Below are 21,709 nucleotides of genomic sequence, written 5' to 3' on the forward strand. Positions count from 1 at the left end.
CACGGAAGCCGTCTCTCCCCGGCCACCGGCGCCCACGCGGGCAGCCGGGTCTCCGAGGAGGGCAAGCCCCTAGGTCGGCTCGCGCAGGGCGACACCCAGGCGGGCGGCCCATTCGAGGGCGTTGGGGACCCGGGACTCCCTCGGCAGCGGTCCCGCCTCGGACGCGGAGTCCAGCAGCTCCTCCAGGGCCGCCGCGTTCACCGTGCCCGCCTCGACCCGGGCGACGAACCGCTCCGCCGCGACCGGGTCGCGGTATCCGGCGTCGGCGAAGCTGTCGGCCAGCGACCGGTCGTCGAAGATGCCCGCATAGCCGTCGCAGGACGCGGCCAGCCCGTCGTCCGCGACATAGTCGGGGTAGGGGGCGCGCCGCCAGCATTCCCCGTCCCACCAGTAGAGATAGCCGAGTTCATAGCCGTCGTTCAGCTCCCGCAGGCTCTGGTGCGGCAGCCAGTCGGGGGCGTCGGCCAGCAGATCGACGGGCTTGTCGCCCCGGTAGGTGGTGTCGCTGCAATCGACGTCCTGGCCGTAGAACACCGCCTTTCCCCCGGGCAGCAGCGCAAGGGTCCAGCCACCGTTGGAATGCGAACAGGACAGTTCCCGGTCGCCGAGCCGGAATACCGGCCTGGCGGTTCTGGTGACAGCGATCAGTACGAGCACGACGGCGCGCTGCCACATGCGCTCGGGTCTGCCCAGCTGTGCCGGAATCCGAGGCTCGTCGGTCATCTGTGTCCCTGCTGTCGACCTAGGTATTAGCCGCCCGAACATCCGGCGTTACCGAACCATACGACCGGACGGAGCACCGGCGCCAATGGTGGGCCGGACGGGCCCGGCAACGGTGTCCGCCGTGGTCGGCGGGGTGTGCGTGGCCATGGGGGAATGAGCGGAGCGGGAGGATTGCGCGTCCGGAATTCCCCGGCCGGAATGGCGGGTTCGGATCGGGAAACGGAACGGGGCACTGTTGTGGTTCGGCATCTGACGCACCAAAGGGATGACCTTCGAGAATCGGGTCTCGGGGAATGGGGGGACAAAGGCCGGAAACGATCGCCGGTTCGGCCGGGGCTCAATCGGCCGCGGGCTCCGGCGGGACGTCCCGGGGGTCCGTACGACGTACCGGACCGCGGCCCGGTACCGTCCGGCGTCTCCCGGTACGGTCTGGGACCCGGCCCGGCCGAACGGGCCGCGGCCGCCGGTGCCGGGGGTCCGGCACGGCGCCCGGGTCGTCGGGCGGACTCCTGGGGGCGAACGTATCCGCCGCCCCCTGCTCCGATGTTCGCATTTGCTTACCGTTTACTCACCCGCTCGTCCCGCCCGCGGCCGGAATGCATCGCACAGGGATCCGTCCTATGGGTCCCGGCCCGGTGGTGCGGCCCGGGTGGCCGACGGGACCAGCGGGCCGCCGTACGTGCTGTTCCCCGGTTCGCGGACGAATACGGGGCGCCGTTGGGAGCCCGGCGGGTCCGGGGCACGCGGACGGCCGCCGGGAGGGGGCGCGTACGGCACAGGCCGTAGGCTGACGCCGGTGTTCACCTCATCCGGACCCACACTCCGCGAACTCGCCGTTCAGGCGCTCTCCTCGGTCGAACGGGGATACGACCTGCTGGCGCCCAAGTTCGACGCGACCCCGTTCCGTACCCCCGACCGCCTGCTCGATCCGTTCACCACCTCGGTCCGTCCGCTCGGGCCGTTCCGTACCGGTCTCGACGTCTGCACCGGTACGGGGGCGGGCGTAGGGGTCCTGCGCCGACTGTGCGACACCCGCGTCGTCGGGGTGGACTTCAGCTCGGGCATGCTCGACCGGGCGCGCGCCCGGTACGGCACCGGAGCCGTACCGGCCGGTCCGGCGGCGGAGGAGGCGAAGGCGGCGGAGGCACAGCTCCGGGAGGCCCCGGAGGACGGGGCGGCCGGGGAGCCGTACCTCTCCCCCGCCGTCGACTGGGTACGCGCCGACGCCCGCGCGCTGCCGTTCGGCCCGGGTTTCGATCTGGCGGTGAGCTTCGGGGCGTTCGGCCACTTCCTGCCCCGGGAGCGTCCGGCGCTCTTCGCCGGGGTGTACCGGGCGCTCCGCCCCGGCGGGCTGTTCGCCTTCCCGCTGCCCGCGCCGCCGCCGGTGGGCTCGGCGCCGTACTGGACGCTCCTGGGCTTCGACGCGGTGATGCGGGTCCGCAACGCCGTCCGGCGACCGCCGTTCGTGATGTACTACCGGACCTTTCCGCTCGTTCCGGTACGGGAGGATCTGATCCGGGCCGGGTTCGAGGTCGAGTTGCGGCCGGTGGAGGAGCTGGGGCGGCGTCCCGACGGCAGCCCGAACTGCCGGCTGGTGCTGGCCCGCCGTCCCGGCTGACACCGGGACGACGGCGCCGGGCGGCGTCAGACGGCGAGACGGCCGGGGCCGGGGCGGATGGCCGGGCCGGGACCCGGGCGGGGTTCGTCGTGGTGGATGGGTGTCCCGGTATCGGTGAGCGGGAGCCCGCCGCCGCCCCGGCGGTTCGCCACGATCTCGGCGGCGATGGACAGCGCCGTCTCCTCGGGAGTCCTGGCGCCCAGGTCGAGCCCGATGGGGCTGCGCAGCCGGGTGAGTTCGCGTTCGGTGACACCAGCGGCGCGCAGTCGCCGTGCCCGGTCGGCGTGGGTGCGCCGGGAGCCCATCGCGCCGATGTACGCGACCGGCAGCCGTAGCGCGTACTCCAGCAGTGGTACGTCGAACTTGGCATCGTGGGTGAGGACGCAGAGCACGGTCCTGCGGTCGGTCCCGGTGGCCCGCAGATAGCGGTGCGGCCACTCCACGACGACCTCGTCGGCGTCGGGGAATCGTTCGGCGGTGGCGAAGACGGGCCGGGCGTCGCAGACGGTGACGCGGTAGCCGAGGAAGCCGCCGATCCGGACCAGCGCGGCGGCGAAGTCGACCGCCCCGAAGACGATCATGCGCGGGGGCGGTGCGCCGACCTCGACGAAGAGGGTGAGCGGGTCCTCGCACCGGTCGCCGTCCGGGCCGGTGCCGTCCGCGCCGACGGTGACCGTGCCGCCCCGGCCGGTCTCCAGCAGGGCGCGGGCCTCGGCCGCGGCGGCGCGGTCGCGGCCCGGGGGCCCGCCGAGGGTGCCGTGGTACGAGCCGTCCGGCGCGACGGCCAGGGCGCGGCCGAGGAGTTCGGCGGGGCCGCCGGTGATCCGTGCCAGGGCCGTGGTGGCGCCTTCGGCGGCCCGGGTGACGGCCGCCGCCTCGGGCCCGTCCGGGGCGACCGGGACGACCAGGACGTCGAGTTCGCCGCCGCAGGTCAGTCCGGTGGCGAAGGCGTCGGCGGGGTCGAAGGTGCCGAAGCGTTCCCGCAGGGGGCGGCCTTCGCGCAGGGCCCGGACGCAGAGTTCGTAGACCGCGCCCTCGACGCAGCCACCGGAGACGGAGCCGACGGCCCGGCCGTCGGTGTCGACGGCGAGGGCGGCTCCGGGGAGGCGGGGCGCGCTGCCGCTGACCGCGGTGACGGTGGCGACGGCGAAGGTCCGGCCGTCCCGGATCCAGCGGTGGAGTTCGTCGGCGATGTCGAGCACGGGTCGCTCCTGCTCCTCTGTCCTCTGTCCTTTGGCCTCTGTCTTTTGGCCCCTGCCCGATGTCCTCAGGCCGTGCCGGTGAGGTGTTCCGGCCGGACGGGGACCCGGTTCAGTTCGAGTCCGGTGGCGGCCCGGATCGCCGCGAGGATGGCGGGGGTGGCGGAGAGGGTGGGGGCCTCACCGACGCCGCGCAGCCCGTACGGCGCGTGGTCGTCGGCGAGTTCGAGGACGTCGACGGGCATGGTGGGGGTGTCGAGGAGGGTGGGGATCAGATAGTCGGTGAAGGACGGGTTGCGGACCTTGGCGGTGACGGGGTCGACCAGGATCTCCTCCATCAGGGCCACGCCGAGGCCCTGGGTGGAGCCGCCGTGGATCTGGCCGATGACGGAGAGCGGGTTGAGGGCCTTGCCGACGTCCTGGGCGCAGGCCAGTTCGACGACCTTGACCAGGCCGAGTTCGGTGTCGACCTCGACCACGGCGCGATGGGCGGCGAAGGCGTACTGCACATGCCCCCGGCCCTGTCCGGTGGTCCGGTCGAAGGGCTGGGTCGGCCGGTGCCGCCACTCCCGTACGACGTCCACCGCCTCGTCTCCCAGCACGTCGGCGAGTTCGGCCAGGGTCTCGCCGGTGTCGGTGACGACCCGGCCGCCTTCGAGCCGGAGTCCGGGTTGCGCCCAGGCGGGGTGGTGGGAGCCGAGGCGGCGGCGCCCCAGTTCGAACACCTGCTCGCGGACGGTCTCGCAGGCGTGTTTGACGGCGCCTCCGGTGACATAGGTCTGGCGGGAGGCGGAGGTGGAGCCGGCCGAGCCGACCCGGGTGTCGGCCGGGCTGATGGTGACCTGGGTGACGCCGAGTTCGGTCCGGGCGATCTGGGCGTGGACGGTGACTCCGCCCTGGCCGACCTCCGCCATCGCGGTGTGCACGGTGGCGACCGGGACACCCCCGGCGATCTCCAGCCGGACCCGGGCGGTCGAGTAGTCGTCGAAGCCCTCGGAGAAGCCGACGTTCTTGATGCCGACGGCGTAGCCGACGCCCCGGACGACGCCCTCGCCCCGGGTGGTGCCGCCGACCCCGCCCGGCAGGGCCCGCAGGTCGGGGGCGCCGCCCGCGACCTCCCACTGCCGTTCCGGCGGCAGGGGCCGGGCCTCGACCCGGCGCAGCAGTTCGGCGACGGGCGCCGGGGAGTCCACGGTCTGTCCGGTGGGCATGGTGGCGCCCTGGGACATGGCGTTGATCCGGCGGAGTTCGACCGGGTGCAGGCCGAGGGCGGCGGCGAGCTTGTCCATCTGGGCCTCGTAGGCGAAGCACGCCTGGACGGCGCCGAAGCCGCGCATGGCGCCGCACGGCGGGTTGTTGGTGTAGAGGGCGAGGGCCTCGATCTCGATGTCGTCGACGACATAGGGGCCGATGCCGAGGGAGGCCGCGTTGCCGACGACGGCCGGGGAGGAGGAGGCGTAGGCGCCGCCGTCGAGAACGATCCGGCAGCGGACGTGGGTGAGTCTGCCGTCGCGGGTGGCGCCGTGTTCGTAGTGGAGCCGGGCGGGGTGGCGGTGGACGTGGCCGAAGAAGGATTCGTAGCGGTCGTAGACCATCTTGACGGGACGGCCGGTGCGCAGGGCCAGCAGACAGGCGTGGATCTGCATGGAGAGGTCCTCGCGGCCGCCGAAGGCGCCGCCGACGCCGGAGAGGGTCATCCGGACCTTCTCCTCGGGCAGTCCGAGTACGGGGGCGATCTGGGCGAGGTCGGAGTGGAGCCACTGGGTGGCGACGTACAGATCGACGCCGCCGTCGTCGCCGGGCACGGCGAGCCCGGATTCGGGGCCGAGGAACGCCTGGTCCTGCATGCCGAAGACATAGTCGCCGGTGACGACGGTATCGGCGCGCAGCGCGGCAGCGGAGGCGTCGCCGCGGACGATCGGCTGCCGGTGGACGACGTTGGGGTGGGGGACGTGGTGGCTGTGCGGGTCGGTGCGGTGTTCGTGGACGAGTACGGCGCCGGGCGCGGTGGCGGACGCCTCGTCGGTGACGACGGGCAGTTCGGCGTAGTCGACGCGGATCTTCGCGGCGGCCCTGCGGGCGGTCTCGGGATGGTCGGCGGCGACCAGGGCGACGGGTTCGCCGTGGTGCCGGACCTTGCGGTGGGCGAGGACGGGGGTGTCCTCGATCTCCAGGCCGTAGTGGGTGACCGCGGCGGGCAGGTCCTCGTGGGTGAGGACGGCGTGGACGCCGGGGACGGCGAGGGCGCCGGAGATGTCGATGGAGCGGATCCCGGCGTGGGCGACGGTGGAGCGCAGGGTGTGGCCCCACAGCATGTCCTCGTGCCACAGGTCGGACGAGTAGGCGAACTCGCCGGTGACCTTGAGGGTGCCGTCGGGGCGGAGGGTGGACTCGCCGACGCCGCCGGGGGTGGTGTGGGCGTTCTGGGTGAGATCGGTGGGGCTGCCGGTGACGGTCATCGCGGGGTGCCCTCTCCGGTGGGGCGGCGGGCGGCGGCGAGCCGTACCGCGTCGAGGATCTTCTCGTAGCCGGTACAGCGGCAGAGATTGCCCGCGAGGGCTTCCCGGATATCGGAGTCGGAGGGATCCGGCCGGCGTTCGAGGAGTTCGTCGGCGGCGACGAGGAGGCCGGGGGTGCAGAAGCCGCACTGGACGGCGCCGGCTTCGACGAAGGCCCGCTGGATCGGCGCGAGGTCCTGGCCGGGCGCTCCCGGTACGGCGCCGGGCGCGGCCGGTGCCGTACCGGAGGTGCCCGGGGTTCCGTCGTACGCCTCCGGTACCGCTGCCGTGTCGTCCGTCTCCGGCGTCGCGTCGTACGTCTCCGGTACCGCGGCCGGACCGTCGCCGTCGCCGGGGCCGGGCGGCGCGGCGGCCCGTTCGGCGCGGCGGCGGGCGAGTGCGGCGAGCCCTTCGACGGTGATCACGTCCCGCCCCTCGGCCTGCCCGGCGGCCACCAGACAGGAGCAGACCGGGACACCGTCGAGCCGGACCGTGCAGGAGCCGCACTCGCCCTGTTCGCAGGCGTTCTTGGAGCCGGGCAGCCCGAGCCGTTCCCGCAGGACGTAGAGCAGGCTCTCGCCCTCCCAGACGTCGTCGGCGGTCAGCCGCCGCCCGTTGACGGTCAGTTCGATCCGCATCAGACCGCTCCTCCGGTTCCTTCGGTCGTGGTGTCCCCGCCGCCGGTGCTCCGGTACTCCTCCCAGGCCCAGGTCAGGGTGCGGCGGGCCAGGACGCCGACGGCGTGCCGCCGGTAGGCGGCGGTGCCCCGGACGTCGTCGATGGGGACACAGGCACCGGCGGCCAAGGCGGCGAACTCCCGCGCCACGGCGGGCGGCAGGGGCCTCGGCTCGTCCCAGTACCCGCCGTCGGCCAGGGCCGCGGCCAGGAACTCCTCGGCGGTCCTGGCCCGGATCGGGGTGGGGGCGGCGGAGCCGATCCCGGTCCGGACCGTACGGGTCGCGGAGTGGAGGGCGAGGCCGAAGGCGCAGACCGCGATCACCATGGCGTTGCGGGTGCCGACCTTGGCGAACTGCTGGGGCCCGTCGGCCCGGGGGATACGGACGGCCCGGATCAGTTCGTCGGGGGCGAGGGCGTTCCGTTTGACGCCGGTGTAGAAGTCGTCGACCGGGATCCGGCGGGTGCCGCGGACCGAGGCGGCCTCGATCTCGGCACCCGCGGCGAGCAGCGCCGGATGGGCGTCCCCGGCCGGGGACGCGGTGCCCAGATTGCCGCCGACACCGGCCCGGTTGCGGATCTGGGGGGAGGCGACGGTACGGGCGGCGCGCGCGAGTGCGGGCAGCTCGGTCGCCAGCCGTTCGATGATCCGGGTGTACGGGACCGAGGCGCCGAGCCGTACGGTCGCGCCGTCCGTCTCCCACCGGCTCAGTTCGCCGATCCGGCCGAGGTCCATCAGGTGGCCGGGGCGCCGATGGTCGAAGTTGATCTCCACCATGACGTCCGTCCCGCCCGCGATGGGCACGGCGGCGGGGTGGGCGGCCTTGGCGGCGAGTGCCTCGTCCCAGGTCGCGGGCCGGAGGAATTCCATGCGCTGGCTCTCTTCTGCGGCGGTCCCGGTGGCCGGTCGGTCTCCGGGAGGCCGGTGGTCCCCGGTGGCCCGAAAGGTCCCGGAAGGCCCCGGCAGGCACCCGGACGGCCGTTCCGCCCGTCGGGGCGTCGTCCGGGGTCGTGCACGGCGCGTAACCAGTACACAAAGCGGCGCCGTGCCCGGTGCAGTCACCGAACCCCCGAAGGAGTTCGCTGGCCGGTCGGTACTTCTTGTAGATTCAGACAAACACAGGACGGGACATACGGGCGCGGCGAGCCGGTACCACCGGTGACCGGAGCGTCACCGCGGCCGGTACGACCCCGGGCGTCCCCGGTACACGAGCGACGAGAACGGATCGGCGGCTACCGGATGCGGCTGCGCGCACTGCTGGAGAACGAGGCGCTGGGGCTGCGGCTGCTCGGCGGGGACGACGAGCTGGACCGCGCGGTCCGCGGGGTGATGACCACGGACCTGCGGGACCCGAGCCGCTATCTGTCGGGCGGTGAGCTGGTGCTCACCGGGCTGGCGTGGCGGCACGCGCCGGAGGACTCGGAGTCCTTCGTCCGGATCCTGGCCCGGGCCGGGGTGGCGGGTCTCGCGGCCGGGGAGGCCGAACTGGGGGCCGTACCGGAGGATCTCGTGGCGGCCTGCGCCCGGCACCGGATGCCGCTGTTCGCGGTGAACGAGGCGGTGGCCTTCGCGACGATCACCGAGTACGTGGTGCGGCAGGTCTCGGGCGAGCGGGCGGGCGATCTGGCGGCCGTGGTGGACCGGCACCGGCGGCTGATGACCTCGGGCCCCGCGGGCGGCGGCCCGGAGGTCGTACTCGATCTCCTCGGCTCCGATCTGGATCTGCGGGCCTGGCTGCTCTCCCCCACCGGACGGCGGATCGCGGGCCCGGGTGACGCCCCGGGGGCCGCCGCGCCGTCGGCGGCCGTACGGTCGGCCCTGGCCACCGAGCATCTGGCGGCCGGGCGCGCGGGCCGCCGGGCCCCGTACCGGGTGACCGCCGGAGGGACGGTGTACTCCCTCTTCCCGGTCGGCCCCGCCGACCCGGCGGCCGACGGGGGCGGCGACCCCCGGGAGGCGGTGCTCTCCGGCTGGCTGCTGGCCGTCGAGGCGGACGCCGCCGACTGGCCCGCCGAGCGGCTGGACCTCCTCCAGGGCGTCACCCAGCTGATCGCCGTGGAGCGGGACCGGGGCGACGCGGCCCGTACGGTCCGCCGCAGGCTCGCCCAGGAGGTGCTGGAGCTGGTCCGTACGGGCGCTGCGCCCGCCGAGGTCGCGGCCCGGCTGCGGGTGGCGGCCCCCGTACTGCTGCCGGGACTGGGGACCGCGCCGCACTGGCAGGTCGTGGTCGCCCGGGTCGACGAGGGCCGGGACACCAGCGGGGACCCGGCGGCCGACGAGACGTCCGGGCCGCTCGCCCGCGCCCTGCTGGAGGAGATCCTGATCGACCCGGCGGCCGGCGGCGCCGAACCGGGCGACCGGATCGCCGTGGCCCACGCGGGCGGCGAGGCGATCGCCCTCGTACCGCTCTCGGCACTGCCGCCGACCGGGGACACCCCCGCCACCGAGGAGTCCCTGCACGCGGACGCGCTGCTGGCGGCGGTACGCGAGCCCCTGTCGGCCGGGCTCGGCGACGACCGGCGGCTCACCATCGGCGTCAGCGCCGCCGTCTCGTCGGCGGAGGGCCTGCGCGGCGCGCTGGAGGAGGCCCGGCACGCCCGCCGGGTCGCCGCGGCCCGGCCGGGCCGGGTCTGCGCGGCGGGCCACCACGAACTGGCGTCACACGTCCTGCTGCTGCCCTTCGTCCCCGACGACGTCCGCCGGGCCTTCACCGCCCGGCTGCTGGATCCGCTGCGGGAGTACGACCGGCGGCACCGCGCCGAGCTGATCCCGACGCTGGAGGCGTTCCTCGACTCCGACGGCTCGTGGACCCGCTGCGCGACCCGGCTCCATCTGCACGTCAACACGCTGCGCTACCGGGTGGGCCGGATCGAGCAGCTCACCGGCCGGGACCTGTCCCGGCTGGAGGACAAGCTGGACTTCTTCCTGGCCCTGCGGATGAGCTGACACCGGGGCACGGCCGGGCGGGGGCGGGCAGGTCCGCCGCGCGGAACGGGGGCGGTGCCCGGGCGTGCGACCTGCGAGTCCCGGCCGCGTTCCGGCCGGCCGTTCCCGAGGGTGGCGCGGCACACGCGCCCGGCGGGTCGCGGGCGGCGGCCCGGCGGATCCCGGCGGCCGACGGCACGTCCCGGCATGTACGTCCGACCCCCCGGCCAGACCGGCGATACGCGTCCGGGCCGGTCCACTGAGCGCCTTTCACCCCGGCAAGATCAGCCACCATGTGGCCGAAAATTGACACTAAGGCAAGGCTCACCATATTTATAAGCGCATCCGCTTTTTCCTCCCGCGCGCAGACCAGTCCTGCCGATTCGGCCGCCGCGGGCCCCTCAGGAGGCTCAACATGCGCCGTTCGCTCGTTCGCCGCGGCACGGCACTCGCCGTTTCCACGGCCCTGCTCGTCCCCGTCCTCGCCGCCTGCGGCTCGGACGAAAAGGGTGACAAGAGCGACAAGAAGGACGGCTCGACGGCGCAGAAGGCCGATGAACTCGTCATCTACTCCGGCCGCAACGAGAAGCTGATCGGCCCGATCATCGAGAAGCTGGAGAAGGCGACCGGGACCAAGGTCCAGGTCCGCTACGGCGACAGCGCCGAACTCGCCGCCCAGATCCTGGAGGAGGGCAAGCGCACCAAGGCCGGTCTCTTCTTCTCCCAGGACGCGGGCGCCCTCGGCGCGCTCTCCGGCGCCGGACTGCTGGCGAAGCTGCCGGAGAAGTCGCTGAACAAGGTCGACACGGCCTTCCGCGGCGGCGAGGGCGACTGGGTCGGTGTCTCGGGCCGCTCGCGGGTGATCGCGTACAACCCGGACAAGGCCCCCAAGGCTCCGGACAGCGTCAAGGACCTCACGAAGCCCGAGTGGAAGGGCAAGGTCGGCTACGCACCCACCAACGCCTCCTTCCAGGCGTTCGTCACCGGCATGCGGGTCCTGGAGGGCGACGACGCCACCGCGAAGTGGCTGAAGGACTTCAAGGCCAACGGCGCCAAGCCGTACGCCAAGAACGGCGCGATCCTCGACGCCGTCGACAAGGGCGAGGTCCCGCTCGGTCTGATCAACCACTACTACTGGTACGAGAAGGCCGCAGAGGTCGGCACCGACAAGCTCAAGGCGAAGATCCACTTCCTGCCGGGCGGCGACCCGGGCGCCCTGGTCAACGTCGCGGGCGTGGGGGTCCTCAAGGACGGCGGCCAGAGCGCCGCGGCCGAGAAGGCCGTCGACTACCTGCTCTCCGCGGAGGCCCAGCAGTACTTCGCCTCGGAGACCAAGGAGTACCCGCTGACCGCCGGGGTCGCCTCGCCCGTCGCCGGACTGCCGCCGCTGGCGTCCCTGAAGGCCCCGAAGATCGACCTCGGCAAGCTCGACTCGCTCCAGAAGACGCTGGAGATGATCCGCGAAGCGGGCATGGTCTGAGCCCGGCGGACGCAGGGCGTCGTCCGAGGGATCCGGCCCGGCTCGCGCCTGATCCCTCGGACCCGCCCCGGGCCGTGTTCGCGGCCGTACCCCCGTCGATCCCACCGGAGACGAGAACACCACCGCCTTGAGCACCGACACCACCCGGTCCGTGCGCATATCGGCCGCCGCGCACCGCGCGGCGGCCGGTCGGCGTACTCCCCCGCTCGTCCTGCTGCTGCCCGCCGTGGCGGCGGCGCTGATCGCGCTGCTTCCGCTCGGCTATCTCGGCGTCCGCGCCCTGGAGCGCGGCCGGGGCTTCGCCTGGGACATCGTCACCGAGCCCCGGACCCTCGAACTGCTGGGCCGCAGCCTCTGGCTGACCGCGATCGTCGTCACCGGATCGCTGCTGATCGGCGTCTCCCTCGCCTGGCTGACGGTCCGTACCGACCTGCCGGGCCGCCGGGCCTGGGCGGTCCTGGCGACCCTGCCGCTGGCCGTACCCAGCTATGTGGCCGCCTTCACCTGGATCTCCGCCTTCCCGTCGCTCGAAGGGCTGCCCGGCGCGGCGATCACCCTCACCCTCGCCTGCTTCCCCTATGTCTTCCTGCCGGTCGCCGCGGTACTGCGCGGCATCGACCCGGCACAGGAGGAGGCCGCCCGCTCCCTGGGGCACGGCGCGTTCCGTACCTTCGTCCGGGTCACCCTGCCCCAGCTGAGGCCCGCGGCGGCGGGCGGCGCGATCCTCGTCGCGCTCTACGTCCTCTCCGACTTCGGCTCGGTCTCCATCACCCGCTACGACACCTTCACCCGCGCCATCCACACCTCCTACCAGGCCAGTTTCGACCGCACCCCGGCCGCGGTACTCGGCTGCGTCCTGGTCCTGATGACGGTGCTGCTGGTGCTGGCGGAGAACCGCACCCGGGGCCGCGCCGGACACGCCCGCACCGGTCGGGGCAGCGCCCGGCCCCCGGTCCGGCTGCGGCTCGGCGCCGCGACCGCGCCCGCCCTCGCCTGGTGCGCCGCCGTCGCCGGGGCGGCCGTCGCCTTCCCCCTGGGGACCCTCGCCTACTGGCTGACGGCGGGCAACTCCGGCTTCGACGGCGGCAAGCTCTGGGACGCCACCGTCGCCACGGTCACCGTCGCCGCGATCGGCGCGGCCGTCACGACCCTGCTCGCCCTGCCCGTCGGGGTACTGTCGGCCCGGCACACCGGCCGGTTCGCCCGGCTGCTGGAGCAGTCGGTCTACGCGGGCCACGCCGTGCCCGGCATCACCGTCGGACTGGCCCTGGTCTTCTTCGCCGTACGGTACGCCTACCCGGTCTACCAGGAGCTGCCGCTGCTGATCACCGCGTATGTGGTGCTCTTCCTGCCGGTGGCCGTCGCCTCCGCGCGCGCCGCCGTACTCCAGTCGCCGCCGGTGCTGGAGGACGTGGCCAGGTCTCTGGGGCGGAGCCCCCTCCAGGTCCTGCGGGAGATCACGGTGCCGCTGGCCGCGCCCGGCATCGGCGCGGGCGCCGCCCTCACCTTCGTGGTGATCATGAAGGAGCTGCCGGCCACCCTGCTGCTCCGGCCCACCGGTACGGACACCCTGGCCACCCGGCTGTGGACCGAGACGGGCGCGGGCGCCTTCGCGGGCGCCGCCCCCTACGCGGCGGCGATCGTCCTCGTCGCCGCCGTCCCCTCCTATCTGCTCGGAAGGCGCTCATGACCGCGACCGAACCGGCCGCCCCCGCCGGGCTGCGTATCACCGCCGTCACCAGCTCCTACGGCCGCGGCCCGAAGGCCCAACGGGTCCTGGACGGCCTCGATCTGACCGTCGGCCCCGGCGAACTCGCCGCCGTACTCGGCCCCTCCGGCTGCGGCAAGACGACCCTGCTGCGGATCGTCGCCGGATTCATCGCCCCCGACTCCGGGGAGATAGCCCTCGGCGACCGGATCGTCAGCGGCCCCGGGGTCGCCGTGCCGCCCGAGCGGCGCGGTATCGGGATCGTCGCCCAGGAAGGCGCCCTCTTCCCGCATCTCTCCGTCGCCCGCAACGTCGCCTTCGGACTCACCCGCGTCGGCCGGGCCGAACGCCGGTCCCGGGCCGCCGAGATGCTCACCCTGGTGGGGCTCGCCGACTACGGCGACCGGATGCCGCACGAACTCTCCGGCGGACAGCAGCAGCGCGTCGCCCTCGCCCGCGCACTGGCGCCCCGGCCCGCCCTCGTCCTCCTCGACGAGCCCTTCAACGCCCTGGACAGCGCCCTGCGGGCGGAGCTGCGGTCCGATGTCAGGGCCGCGCTCCGGGCCGCGGGCACCACCGCCGTCCTGGTCACCCACGACCAGGAGGAGGCCCTGTCCTGTGCCGACCGGGTCGCCGTCATCCGGGACGGCCGGGTCGCCCAGTCCGGTACGCCCCACGAGTTGTACGCCGCCCCCGCCGACCCGTGGGTGGCGACCTTCGTCGGCGAGGCCGTCCTCCTCCCGGCCACCGCGGGCGACTCGACCGCGACCACACCCCTCGGCGCGGTCACCGTGGCCGCCGACGCGTCCGGCGCCGGTACGGTCGCCCTCCGCCCCGAACAGCTCGCCCTGGTCCCGGTCCGGGACGCGCCGGGCGGCGGCCGGACCGTCGGCCGGGTGACCGAGGTCCGCTACCACGGCCACGACACCCTGACCCTGCTCGACGTGCCCGGCGTCGGCACCGTCACGGCCCGCGCGCCCGGCGCGCCCGTCTTCCACCCGGGCGACGAGGCCGGCGTGGTGGCCTCCGGCGCGGCGACGTTCCACCGCGACTGACCGCGCGGGGGCGGGGCCCGGAAGGAGGAGGGGGAGTCCGCGCGGCCGGCGCTCCCCATATCACCACCGGCCCGGTACCGCGACCCGCCCCCGGCCCTGTCGGTGGTCCCACCACGGGTCCCGGCCACGGGCCGGGCCGGAAACCCGCCGGGCGGCTTGCTGACAGTCCGGTACGAAGATCGAATGAAGATCGTCAACTCCCCGACGGTTACCGGCCACCGGTGAATCGCCGCTGTTGACGCGTGTCGGGGGCGTCTTGTGGATCAATATCACGGATCATCACCCGCCCCATGGCCAAAGTTTGTGAATTGATTCACTCAACCCCTTGGCCCGGCGGGTCGATCCATGCTGAGATTCCCCATACTCAACAGCTCGACGGCGTGCTCGGGGAGGGCGTAGTGGCGCACACCGCCATGTCTGGTTTTGGGACCACAGCCGGTGACGATCCACTCCAGACCGCGGTTTGGCGGCTGCGTTCACGCGGCTGCTGGACCGACGCGGCCGCCCTGCTCGCCCCGCACGCCGCGGAACCCGCCGCCGCGCTGGAGCGGGTCGGGCTCCTGGTGGAGCGCTGCATGTACACGGGCGACGGCTGGGCCGACGCGGAAGACGCCCTGCGGACCGCCGAGGCGGGCGCCCGCGACGACGAGGAACGCGGGGGCGCGGCCTGCGAACGCGGCCGACTGGCCTACGCGGCCACCGTCCTCGGGGTACGCGACCGGGCCGACGAGGCCCGAACGGCGCTCGGCCGGGCCGCGGCCCTGCTCTCACCGGTCTCACCCGCGCGACCGCTGCTCGACTTCCGGCGGGGCCTGCTCGCCGAACACATCGCGGACTCGCCGCAGGCGGCCAGGGCCGCGTACCGCAGGGCCCACGAAGGGGCGGCGGCGGGCGGCGACCGGCTGCTGATGTCGTTCACCTTCCACCACCTGGCCCGGATCGCCCTCCGCGAGGGCGAGATCGCGGAGGCCCGGCACGGCTTCACGGAGGCGCTGCGGCTCCGGGTGGAGCTGGGCTATCTGATCGGTACGGCCCCGGCTCTCGCGGCCCTCGCGGACTGCGAACCGGAGCCGGAGGCACAGCGGTTGCGCGCGGAGGCGGGCCGCTTGTTCCGCCTCCTGGGCGGGGTCCCGGTCTGGCTCGCGGACCGCCTCCCCCCACCGATCCCCCACCCCTCGGAACCCGCCGCGTAACCCCTGCGGCCGGCCCGCGCCACCACCCCGGCCGTCTTCGTAGCCCGCGCCCCGTCGTCGGTTGCTCGCGCGGTTCCCCGCGCCCCTGGCACACTCGGCCCGGCCCCGGGCCGAACGGCCAACGGGCACAGGGAATCTCGGGGGCGCCGAGGATCCGCCCATTGCCGGAGGCACAGGGGGCGGAGCCACGCGAACTACCAGGGGCGGCCGTCCGGCCGGGAACAGAGGTCATCGGTACGGCGCGACGCGGCACCCCGCCGCGACCATGAACGAATCACTCCGACCGCCCCGTCGGGTGACTGGTCGCACGGTTCCCCGCGCCCCCTCATCGCCTCCGGCAACAGGGGCGCCCCTTCAGGGCGTCGGGCCGAAGTGGGCTTCGATCAAGGGGAGCGCCGCGGGCACGTCGTCGGAGGTGAGCGCCTCCAGGAGCCGGATGTGCTGCGCCGCGTCGGCGATGAGGCAGGTACCCGCGGGCGGCCACTGGGAGCGCCGGTGCAGATCGTCGGCGACCGCCACCAACTGGTCGTTGCCGCCGAGTGACAGGACCGCGCGGTGGAAGGCGCGGTCCGCCTCCGCGTAGCCCGCGCGGTCACCGGTCGCCGCGACGACCGCCGCCGCGTCCGCGAGGGGACGGAGCCCGGCCCAGCGGTCGGCGGGCAGGGTACGGGCGAGCCGCAGTACGACGGGGGCTTCGATCAGGGCCCGGACCTCGGCGAGTTCGGCCCGCTCGCGGGGGCCCCGGACCGAGATCCGGAAGCCGCGGTTGGGGACGACCTCGACCGCTCCCTCACTGGCGAGTTGCTGCATCGCCTCCCGGACGGGCGTAGCGGAGACCCCGAACCGGAGTCCGAGCGCCGGTGCCGAGTAGACCTCTCCGGGGGCGAGGTCGCCGTCGAGCAGCGCGCCGCGCAGGGCCTGGAGGATCTGTTCCCGTAGCGAGTGCCGGCGGATCTCCCGGTGCGCGAGCGGTGCCGAGGCGGTGTACAGCGGGCCGCTTCCGGTGGGCTGGGGCGCGTCCGCGACGACCGGCCCGCGCGGCGAGCCGCCGCGCGGCGGCGGGACCGTGAACGGCGGACGCGGTACGCCGCCCCCCGGTGTCCCGGACCGGCCCGGCGGACCGGACGGCGCCGCGGACACGGATCCGGCGCGGGTCGTCCCCGCGTCCCGACTCGGGGCCTGCTCCACTCGGGTCCTCCTCCGGCCTGCCGGGGCCCGGCCGCCGTCCGCCCGACCCCCCGGAGTGCACCATAACGGCCGGGCCTCTCGTTCAAACACCGCGCGGCTCGGGTAAGGTAAGCCTAACCTGAAGTCGATCGTGGATTCGGCGGTCCCGTATGACCCTGCCCGCGCTACTGCCCGCGCCCGCTTCGCCCGTCGCGGACGCGTATGCCCGCCTCGGCGAGGCGTACCCGGGCCTGGCCTTTCGCGAGCTGGGGCCGGGGGACGCCGTCCCGGCGGGCGAGGGCTGGTTCCGCGCGGACGAACTGGCCGCGGGCGGCCCGGCGCTCGACGGATTCCTCGCCTGGGACGCCGACCAGATCCGCCGCGACTACGACGAGGAGGCCCGCCCGGACGTGGTCGCCAGCTTCGGGCTGCACCGGTACGCCTGGCCGGCCCTGCTGCTGATCACCGTCCCCTGGTTTCTGCGCCGCCGGGTGCCGAGGGTCGATCCGGCCGGGGTGGCGTACCACCGGACGGACCGCCGGATGGTGGTCCGGGTGACCGACTTCGCCTGTCTGCCGGACGATCCGGCGGCCGTACTGCCCGGCGCCCGGGTCGTCCCGGACGAGGCCGCGCTGCGCGACGAGGTGCGGACCGCCGTCGCCGACCACATCGGCCCGCTGCTCGACGGTTTCGCCCCGCGGATGCGGCGCGGCCGCCGGGCGCTCTGGGGCATGGTGACGGACGAGGTCGTCGAGGGCCTCTGGTACATCGGCGAGCGGCTGGGCGAACGGCAGCGGGCCATGACGGAGCTTCAGGAGCTGCTGCCCGGCACCGTGAAGCCGTACGTCGGCACGCCCGGCTTCCGTACGCTGCCCGGCCCCTCGGGCGAGCGTTTGCCGACCCGGGACCGCGCGAGCTGCTGTCTCTTCTATACACTGCGCCCGGACGACACCTGTGTCACCTGCCCGCGGACCTGCGACGCGGACCGGGTGGCCCGGCTGCTGCCGAACGCCTGACCCGAGCGGACGGACGGCCCGGAGGGGCGTCCGGAGACCCTGGTGACGCCTCGCCGGAAGACCCGGAACCGATGTCACGCTCCGGATGTCACACCCCCCTTCCGGGTGATATAAATCGTACGCAACTCCCGCTGCCCATACGGCAGTTCGAGGGAAACCCAGCTATCCGTATGCCGTATGGCCCCATTTGGCGTTCTCTTGCCATGAAACCCCCTGGGATCGCCCGGACTTCGGTCAGTATGGCGGCCGACCGCCTACCGCGATGCAGATGTAAAGGGACGCCGACAACATGAGAGACATATCGCTATCCTGGTTGCTTCCCGGCGCCGTGATGCTCGTGGGAGTCCTGGTCGCGATCGCCGTGCTCCAGCGCGGCAAGAAGGCTTCGGCGAAATCGGAGCCCGAGGATTCCTGGGAGCGCAGTGAGGAGCGCCGCAGGCGCAAGGAAGCCATGTACGCCACGGCTTCCTATGTCCTCCTCTTCTGCTGTGCCGCGGTGGCCGCCGCACTCTCCTTCCACGGTCTGGTCGGCTTCGGCCGGCAGAACCTGAACCTGTCGGGAGGCTGGGAGTACCTCGTGCCCTTCGGCCTCGACGGCGCGGCCATGTTCTGCTCGGTGCTCGCCGTCCGCGAGGCCAGCCACGGTGACGCGGCCCTCGGCTCCCGCCTGCTGGTGTGGACGTTCGCGGGCGCCGCGGCCTGGTTCAACTGGGTGCACGCCCCCCGGGGTGTGGACCACGCGGGCGCGCCGCACTTCTTCGCCGGTATGTCCCTGTCGGCCGCGGTGCTCTTCGACCGCGCGCTGAAGCAGACCCGCCGGGCCGCCCTGCGCGAGCAGGGTCTGGTGCCCCGCCCGCTGCCGCAGATCCGGGTCGTCCGGTGGCTGCGGGCGCCTCGTGAGACCTTCAACGCCTGGTCGCTGATGCTCCTGGAGGGCGTCCGCACCCTGGACGAGGCGGTCGAGGAGGTCCGTGAGGAAGAGGCCAAGAAGAAGCAGCACAAGATGCGCACCCGGGACCAGGCGAAGCTGGAGCGGGCCCGGATCAAGGCGCTCAACCGGCAGCACAGGGCCTGGGGGCGCGGCCGGGTGATGGCCGATCCGAACCTTCCGGCGCTGACCGCGAGCCCGGCCGGCGGGGCCGCTTCGAGCCAGTCGGGGAGTTCCGCGGGTGCCCTGACGGAGAGTTCGGCCACCGTAGCGGAGCCTGCCATAACGACGGGACAGCTGCCGCTTCGATCCGTGCACTCCCTGGAGCCCGCGGCATCGGCCGCCCCCGAGCCTAAGGTCGTCGACCTGACGGCGGAGGACGACACGATGACCCTGCCCAGGCTGGATTCCCTGGAGCGGAAGCTGAAGGATCTGGAGCAGCAGTTCGGCTGACCGGATCTCCGATCGTGATCGCGGGAGGGGCCGCCCCGGATTCCGGGGCGGCCCCTCCTGTGGTCCGCCGGGCCAGCCGCTCGAAGGCCGGCGGCCGGTCGCGGTCAGGCGGCGTTGAGTTCGAACCAGACGACCTTGCCCGCGTGCTGGGTCCTGACGCCCCAGGAGTCCGCCAGGCTCTGGACCAGTGCCAGACCGCGGCCGTGGGTGTCGAGGAGATCCTGTTCCCGGCGCGGCTCCCGGGAGACCGCGGGCGGCTCCGGGAAGCCCTCCACGAAGTCGCGTACCTCCACCCTGAGGGTCGAGGTGCCGACGGTCGCCGTGACGACCGCGCCGTGGTCCGTATGGATCAGCGCGTTGGTCACCAGTTCGCTCGCGAGCAGTTCGGCGACGTCGGCGGTGCCGCCACCGCCCCACTGTCCGAGCAGTTCCCGTAAGCCGTGGCGGACTTCGGGCACCGCTTTCAGATCACCGCACCCCATCCGGCGATGCAGCCGCTCCCTTCCGCGAGCCCGTCCGGGCTGTCCCCCGATTCGACCGGATCCGTCCGAGGCGGAACCGGCCCCTCCCTGACGCACTGTCATCATCCCCACCCGTTGAACGCCGGACTCCTCGTCACGACGGTGCGTACCGACCATTCCAGGAGAGCCCTGCCCCTTTCGGGGGCGGGCCACGCATGGTGAAGGGGGTCAAGGGGTCGGGAGAGGGGTTTTTTCCCGCAGCGGACGGATGTGGTCTACGCCTTCTGCCGGAGCCTTTCCACTCAGGGCCTGGGCACATTGCGCAGATTGGAACGGGCCATCTGCACCATCCGCCCGACTCCTCCGTCGAGCACCATCTTGCTCGCGGAGAGGGCGAAGCCGGTCACCATCTCGGCGCTGATCTTCGGCGGAATGGAGAGGGCGTTGGGGTCGGTGACCACATCGACCAGGGCCGGGCCCTTGTGCTTGAACGCCTCCTTGAGGGCATGGGCGAGCTGGCGGGGTTTCTCGACCCGGATGCCGTACGCGCCCGAAGCCCGCGCGATGGCCGCGAAGTCGGGGTTCTCGTTGTGGGTGCCGTAGGACGGGAGCCCGGCGACCAGCATCTCCAGATCGACCATCCCCAGGGACGAGTTGTTGAAGAGCACGACCTTCACCGGCAGGTCGTACTGGACCAGGGTGAGGAAGTCGCCCATCAGCATGGTGAAGCCGCCGTCGCCGGACATCGACACGACCTGCCGGCCGCGGTCCGTGAACTGGGCGCCGATCGCCTGCGGCAGCGCGTTCGCCATCGAACCGTGGCTGAAGGAGCCGATGATCCGGCGGCGGCCGTTCGGAGAGATGTAGCGGGCCGCCCAGACATTGCACATCCCGGTATCGACGGTGAAGATCGCGTCCTCGTCGGCGAGTTCGTCCAGGACGGAGGCGACGTACTCCGGGTGAATCGGGACGTGCTTGTCGACCTTGCGGGTGTACGCCTTGATCACGCCCTCCAGCGCGTCGGCGTGCTTCTTCAGCATCTTGTCGAGGAAGCGCCGGTCGTTCTTGATCCGGACCCGGGAGTTCAGACAGCGCAGGGTCTCCCGGACATCGCCCCAGACGGCGAGGTCGAGCTTGGAACGGCGGCCCAGGTTCTCCGGGCGGATATCGATCTGGGCGATCTTCACATCGTCGGGGAGGAAGGCGTTGTACGGGAAGTCGGTGCCCAGCAGGATCAACAGATCGCATTCATGGGTGGCCTCGTAGGCGGCGCCGTAACCGAGGAGCCCGCTCATGCCGACATCAAAGGGATTGTCGTACTGGATCCACTCCTTGCCGCGCAGGGCGTGGCCGACGGGTGACTTCACCCGTTCGGCGAACTCCATCACCTCGCGATGGGCGCCCGCGGTGCCGCTGCCGCAGAAGAGCGTCACCCGGTCGGCCTCGTCGATCATCCGGACCAGTTTGTCGATCTCGCCGTCGCCGGGGCGCACCGAGGGGCGCGAGGTGACCAGCGCGCTCTCCACGGTCTTCTCCGGGGCCTGCTGGGCGGCGATGTCGCCGGGGAGGGAGACGACACTGACCCCGCTGCGGCCGATGGCGTGCTGGATCGCGGTCTGGAGCAGCCGGGGCATCTGCTTGGGATTCGAGATCAGCTCGCTGTAGTGGGAACACTCGCGGAAGAGCTGGTCCGGATGGGTCTCCTGGAAGTAGCCCAGACCGATCTCACCGGACGGGATGTGGGAGGCGAGGGCGAGTACGGGCGCCATGGAGCGGTGGGCGTCGTAGAGACCGTTGATCAGATGCAGATTGCCGGGGCCGCAGGAGCCCGCGCAGGCGGCCAGTTTGCCGGTGATCTGGGCCTCGGCCCCGGCGGCGAAGGCGGCGGTCTCCTCGTGGCGGACCTGGATCCAGTCGATCTCGGGGGTACGGCGGATGGCGTCCACGACGGGATTGAGACTGTCGCCGACGACTCCGTAGAGCCGCTGGACGCCCGCGCGGACGAGGAGGTCGACGAACTGTTCCGCGACGTTCTGCTTGGCCATGGGGGTGGGGTCCCTTCCTCGCGTTGTCCGCCTGAAGGTCCATCAACCCACGGGACGCGGATTTCCGCCTCCTCGACAGCCCCGGTGGCCCCGGCTCCCGGGCCCGGAGTCGGTCGGCGTTCAGCCGCCGGTGCCTTCGGCAATGGGGGTACCCCGGCGCCTTGGCCTTCCGGGCGAGGCCATGGCGGATGTCCTGCCGGGCGGGCGTCGTCCGGCGACCGCGCGCCGCCCGTGGCAGATCGCGCGGTTCCCCGCGCCCCGGGAACTCCCGGTCCCCGCCGACCGGAAGGCGCCCGGCCCCGGGCCGGGGGCGACCGGACGTCATCGGGGCCGGGCGCGTGGTTCGCCCCCTAGGGCGTGTTTCGAAAGTCCCGCCTGCCCCGCGACGCCGGGCACGCCCTCCCCCTGGGCCTGGCGGCCCGGGCGGTACCCCCACGCTGCGTTGTCGGGATCGTCCTAGTACGCCCGATACGAGGACGACCGCCCCCTGGCTTCGCCGGGGGGACCCCCACCGCCATCGCGATCGCACGCACCAGACGCCGCGGGGCCCGCCCTTCGGGCGGA

General features: G+C 73.3%; 16 protein-coding genes. 8 read left to right on the top strand and 8 right to left on the bottom strand.

Annotation, left to right across the window (positions count from 1 at the left end):
- Positions 1 to 69: 69 nt before the first annotated feature.
- Positions 70 to 723 carry a hypothetical protein gene (locus AB0G74_RS20290; protein ID WP_361148110.1) on the bottom strand — a complete coding sequence of 218 codons (654 nt, stop codon included), beginning with the start codon at positions 721 to 723 and terminating at the stop codon, positions 70 to 72.
- Positions 724 to 1,519: 796 nt separating this feature from the next.
- On the opposite strand from AB0G74_RS20290, the gene AB0G74_RS20295 reads away from it, so the two are divergent.
- A complete protein-coding gene (locus AB0G74_RS20295) occupies positions 1,520 to 2,341 on the top strand; it encodes a class I SAM-dependent methyltransferase (RefSeq protein WP_361148112.1) in 822 nt (273 codons plus the stop codon).
- 26 nt (positions 2,342 to 2,367) lie between these two features.
- Here the strand turns inward: AB0G74_RS20295 and AB0G74_RS20300 are convergent, their stop codons facing one another.
- The 4 genes from AB0G74_RS20300 to AB0G74_RS20315 form a co-directional block, all read right to left on the bottom strand.
- On the bottom strand, positions 2,368 to 3,543 hold the full coding sequence (locus AB0G74_RS20300) for an XdhC/CoxI family protein (protein WP_361148114.1): 1,176 nt from the start codon (positions 3,541 to 3,543) through the stop codon (positions 2,368 to 2,370).
- A 65-nt stretch (positions 3,544 to 3,608) separates the two neighbouring features.
- On the bottom strand, positions 3,609 to 5,999 hold the full coding sequence (locus tag AB0G74_RS20305) for a molybdopterin cofactor-binding domain-containing protein (RefSeq protein WP_361148116.1): 2,391 nt from the start codon (positions 5,997 to 5,999) through the stop codon (positions 3,609 to 3,611).
- Entirely contained in the window at positions 5,996 to 6,676 is a 681-nt protein-coding gene (locus tag AB0G74_RS20310; RefSeq protein ID WP_361148118.1) for a (2Fe-2S)-binding protein, read from the bottom strand. The genes AB0G74_RS20305 and AB0G74_RS20310 overlap by 4 nt, the downstream gene beginning before the upstream one ends.
- On the bottom strand, positions 6,676 to 7,584 hold the full coding sequence (locus AB0G74_RS20315; RefSeq protein ID WP_361148120.1) for an FAD binding domain-containing protein: 909 nt from the start codon (positions 7,582 to 7,584) through the stop codon (positions 6,676 to 6,678). Before AB0G74_RS20315 ends, AB0G74_RS20310 begins: the two co-directional genes overlap by 1 nt.
- 369 nt (positions 7,585 to 7,953) lie before the next feature.
- On the opposite strand from AB0G74_RS20315, the gene AB0G74_RS20320 reads away from it, so the two are divergent.
- From AB0G74_RS20320 to AB0G74_RS20340, 5 genes are all read left to right on the top strand, one after another.
- Positions 7,954 to 9,660, top strand: coding sequence for a PucR family transcriptional regulator ligand-binding domain-containing protein (locus AB0G74_RS20320; protein WP_361148123.1), 1,707 nt, complete (start codon positions 7,954 to 7,956; stop codon positions 9,658 to 9,660).
- A gap of 394 nt (positions 9,661 to 10,054) precedes the next feature.
- On the top strand, positions 10,055 to 11,119 hold the full coding sequence (locus AB0G74_RS20325; protein ID WP_361148125.1) for an iron ABC transporter substrate-binding protein: 1,065 nt from the start codon (positions 10,055 to 10,057) through the stop codon (positions 11,117 to 11,119).
- 127 nt (positions 11,120 to 11,246) lie between these two features.
- A complete protein-coding gene (locus AB0G74_RS20330) occupies positions 11,247 to 12,809 on the top strand; it encodes an iron ABC transporter permease (protein WP_361148127.1) in 1,563 nt (520 codons plus the stop codon).
- A complete protein-coding gene (locus AB0G74_RS20335) occupies positions 12,806 to 13,882 on the top strand; it encodes an ABC transporter ATP-binding protein (protein ID WP_361148129.1) in 1,077 nt (358 codons plus the stop codon). Before AB0G74_RS20330 ends, AB0G74_RS20335 begins: the two co-directional genes overlap by 4 nt.
- 413 nt (positions 13,883 to 14,295) lie before the next feature.
- On the top strand, positions 14,296 to 15,075 hold the full coding sequence (locus AB0G74_RS20340) for a hypothetical protein (RefSeq protein ID WP_361148131.1): 780 nt from the start codon (positions 14,296 to 14,298) through the stop codon (positions 15,073 to 15,075).
- A gap of 354 nt (positions 15,076 to 15,429) precedes the next feature.
- Here AB0G74_RS20340 and AB0G74_RS20345 read toward each other — a convergent pair whose 3' ends face one another.
- Positions 15,430 to 16,263, bottom strand: a complete 834-nt coding sequence (locus tag AB0G74_RS20345; protein ID WP_361148133.1) for a GntR family transcriptional regulator — start codon at positions 16,261 to 16,263, stop codon at positions 15,430 to 15,432.
- 149 nt (positions 16,264 to 16,412) lie between these two features.
- On the opposite strand from AB0G74_RS20345, the gene AB0G74_RS20350 reads away from it, so the two are divergent.
- Together AB0G74_RS20350 and AB0G74_RS20355 are read left to right on the top strand one after the other, a co-directional pair.
- The gene (locus AB0G74_RS20350) at positions 16,413 to 17,258 is read left to right on the top strand and encodes a (2Fe-2S)-binding protein (RefSeq protein ID WP_361148135.1); all 846 of its coding nucleotides are present in this window, start codon (positions 16,413 to 16,415) and stop codon (positions 17,256 to 17,258) included.
- A gap of 289 nt (positions 17,259 to 17,547) precedes the next feature.
- Positions 17,548 to 18,639: a DUF2637 domain-containing protein gene (locus AB0G74_RS20355; RefSeq protein ID WP_361148137.1), complete on the top strand. Its 1,092-nt coding sequence runs from the start codon at positions 17,548 to 17,550 to the stop codon at positions 18,637 to 18,639.
- Positions 18,640 to 18,743: 104 nt separating this feature from the next.
- On the opposite strand, the gene AB0G74_RS20360 is transcribed toward AB0G74_RS20355, so the two are convergent.
- Positions 18,744 to 19,121 carry an ATP-binding protein gene (locus AB0G74_RS20360; RefSeq protein WP_358825980.1) on the bottom strand — a complete coding sequence of 126 codons (378 nt, stop codon included), beginning with the start codon at positions 19,119 to 19,121 and terminating at the stop codon, positions 18,744 to 18,746.
- A gap of 281 nt (positions 19,122 to 19,402) precedes the next feature.
- Positions 19,403 to 21,145: a pyruvate dehydrogenase gene (locus AB0G74_RS20365; protein ID WP_361148140.1), complete on the bottom strand. Its 1,743-nt coding sequence runs from the start codon at positions 21,143 to 21,145 to the stop codon at positions 19,403 to 19,405.
- Positions 21,146 to 21,709 lie beyond the last annotated feature (564 nt).

This window comes from Streptomyces sp. NPDC020875, from assembly GCF_040641415.1.
Classification (GTDB): Bacteria; Actinomycetota; Actinomycetes; order Streptomycetales; family Streptomycetaceae; genus Streptomyces.

Excerpts from the sequence above, each read along its gene's own strand:
- AB0G74_RS20290 (WP_361148110.1), bottom strand. The coding sequence starts at position 723 with ATGACCGACGAGCCTCGGATTCCGGCACAGCTGGGCAGACCCGAGCGC.
- AB0G74_RS20305 (WP_361148116.1), bottom strand. The coding sequence starts at position 5,999 with ATGACCGTCACCGGCAGCCCCACCGATCTCACCCAGAACGCCCACACC.
- AB0G74_RS20310 (WP_361148118.1), bottom strand. The coding sequence starts at position 6,676 with ATGCGGATCGAACTGACCGTCAACGGGCGGCGGCTGACCGCCGACGAC.
- AB0G74_RS20315 (WP_361148120.1), bottom strand. The coding sequence starts at position 7,584 with ATGGAATTCCTCCGGCCCGCGACCTGGGACGAGGCACTCGCCGCCAAG.
- AB0G74_RS20320 (WP_361148123.1), top strand. The coding sequence starts at position 7,954 with ATGCGGCTGCGCGCACTGCTGGAGAACGAGGCGCTGGGGCTGCGGCTG.
- AB0G74_RS20325 (WP_361148125.1), top strand. The coding sequence starts at position 10,055 with ATGCGCCGTTCGCTCGTTCGCCGCGGCACGGCACTCGCCGTTTCCACG.
- AB0G74_RS20335 (WP_361148129.1), top strand. The coding sequence starts at position 12,806 with ATGACCGCGACCGAACCGGCCGCCCCCGCCGGGCTGCGTATCACCGCC.
- AB0G74_RS20340 (WP_361148131.1), top strand. The coding sequence starts at position 14,296 with ATGTCTGGTTTTGGGACCACAGCCGGTGACGATCCACTCCAGACCGCG.
- AB0G74_RS20350 (WP_361148135.1), top strand. The coding sequence starts at position 16,413 with ATGACCCTGCCCGCGCTACTGCCCGCGCCCGCTTCGCCCGTCGCGGAC.
- AB0G74_RS20355 (WP_361148137.1), top strand. The coding sequence starts at position 17,548 with ATGAGAGACATATCGCTATCCTGGTTGCTTCCCGGCGCCGTGATGCTC.
- AB0G74_RS20360 (WP_358825980.1), bottom strand. The coding sequence starts at position 19,121 with ATGGGGTGCGGTGATCTGAAAGCGGTGCCCGAAGTCCGCCACGGCTTA.
- AB0G74_RS20365 (WP_361148140.1), bottom strand. The coding sequence starts at position 21,145 with ATGGCCAAGCAGAACGTCGCGGAACAGTTCGTCGACCTCCTCGTCCGC.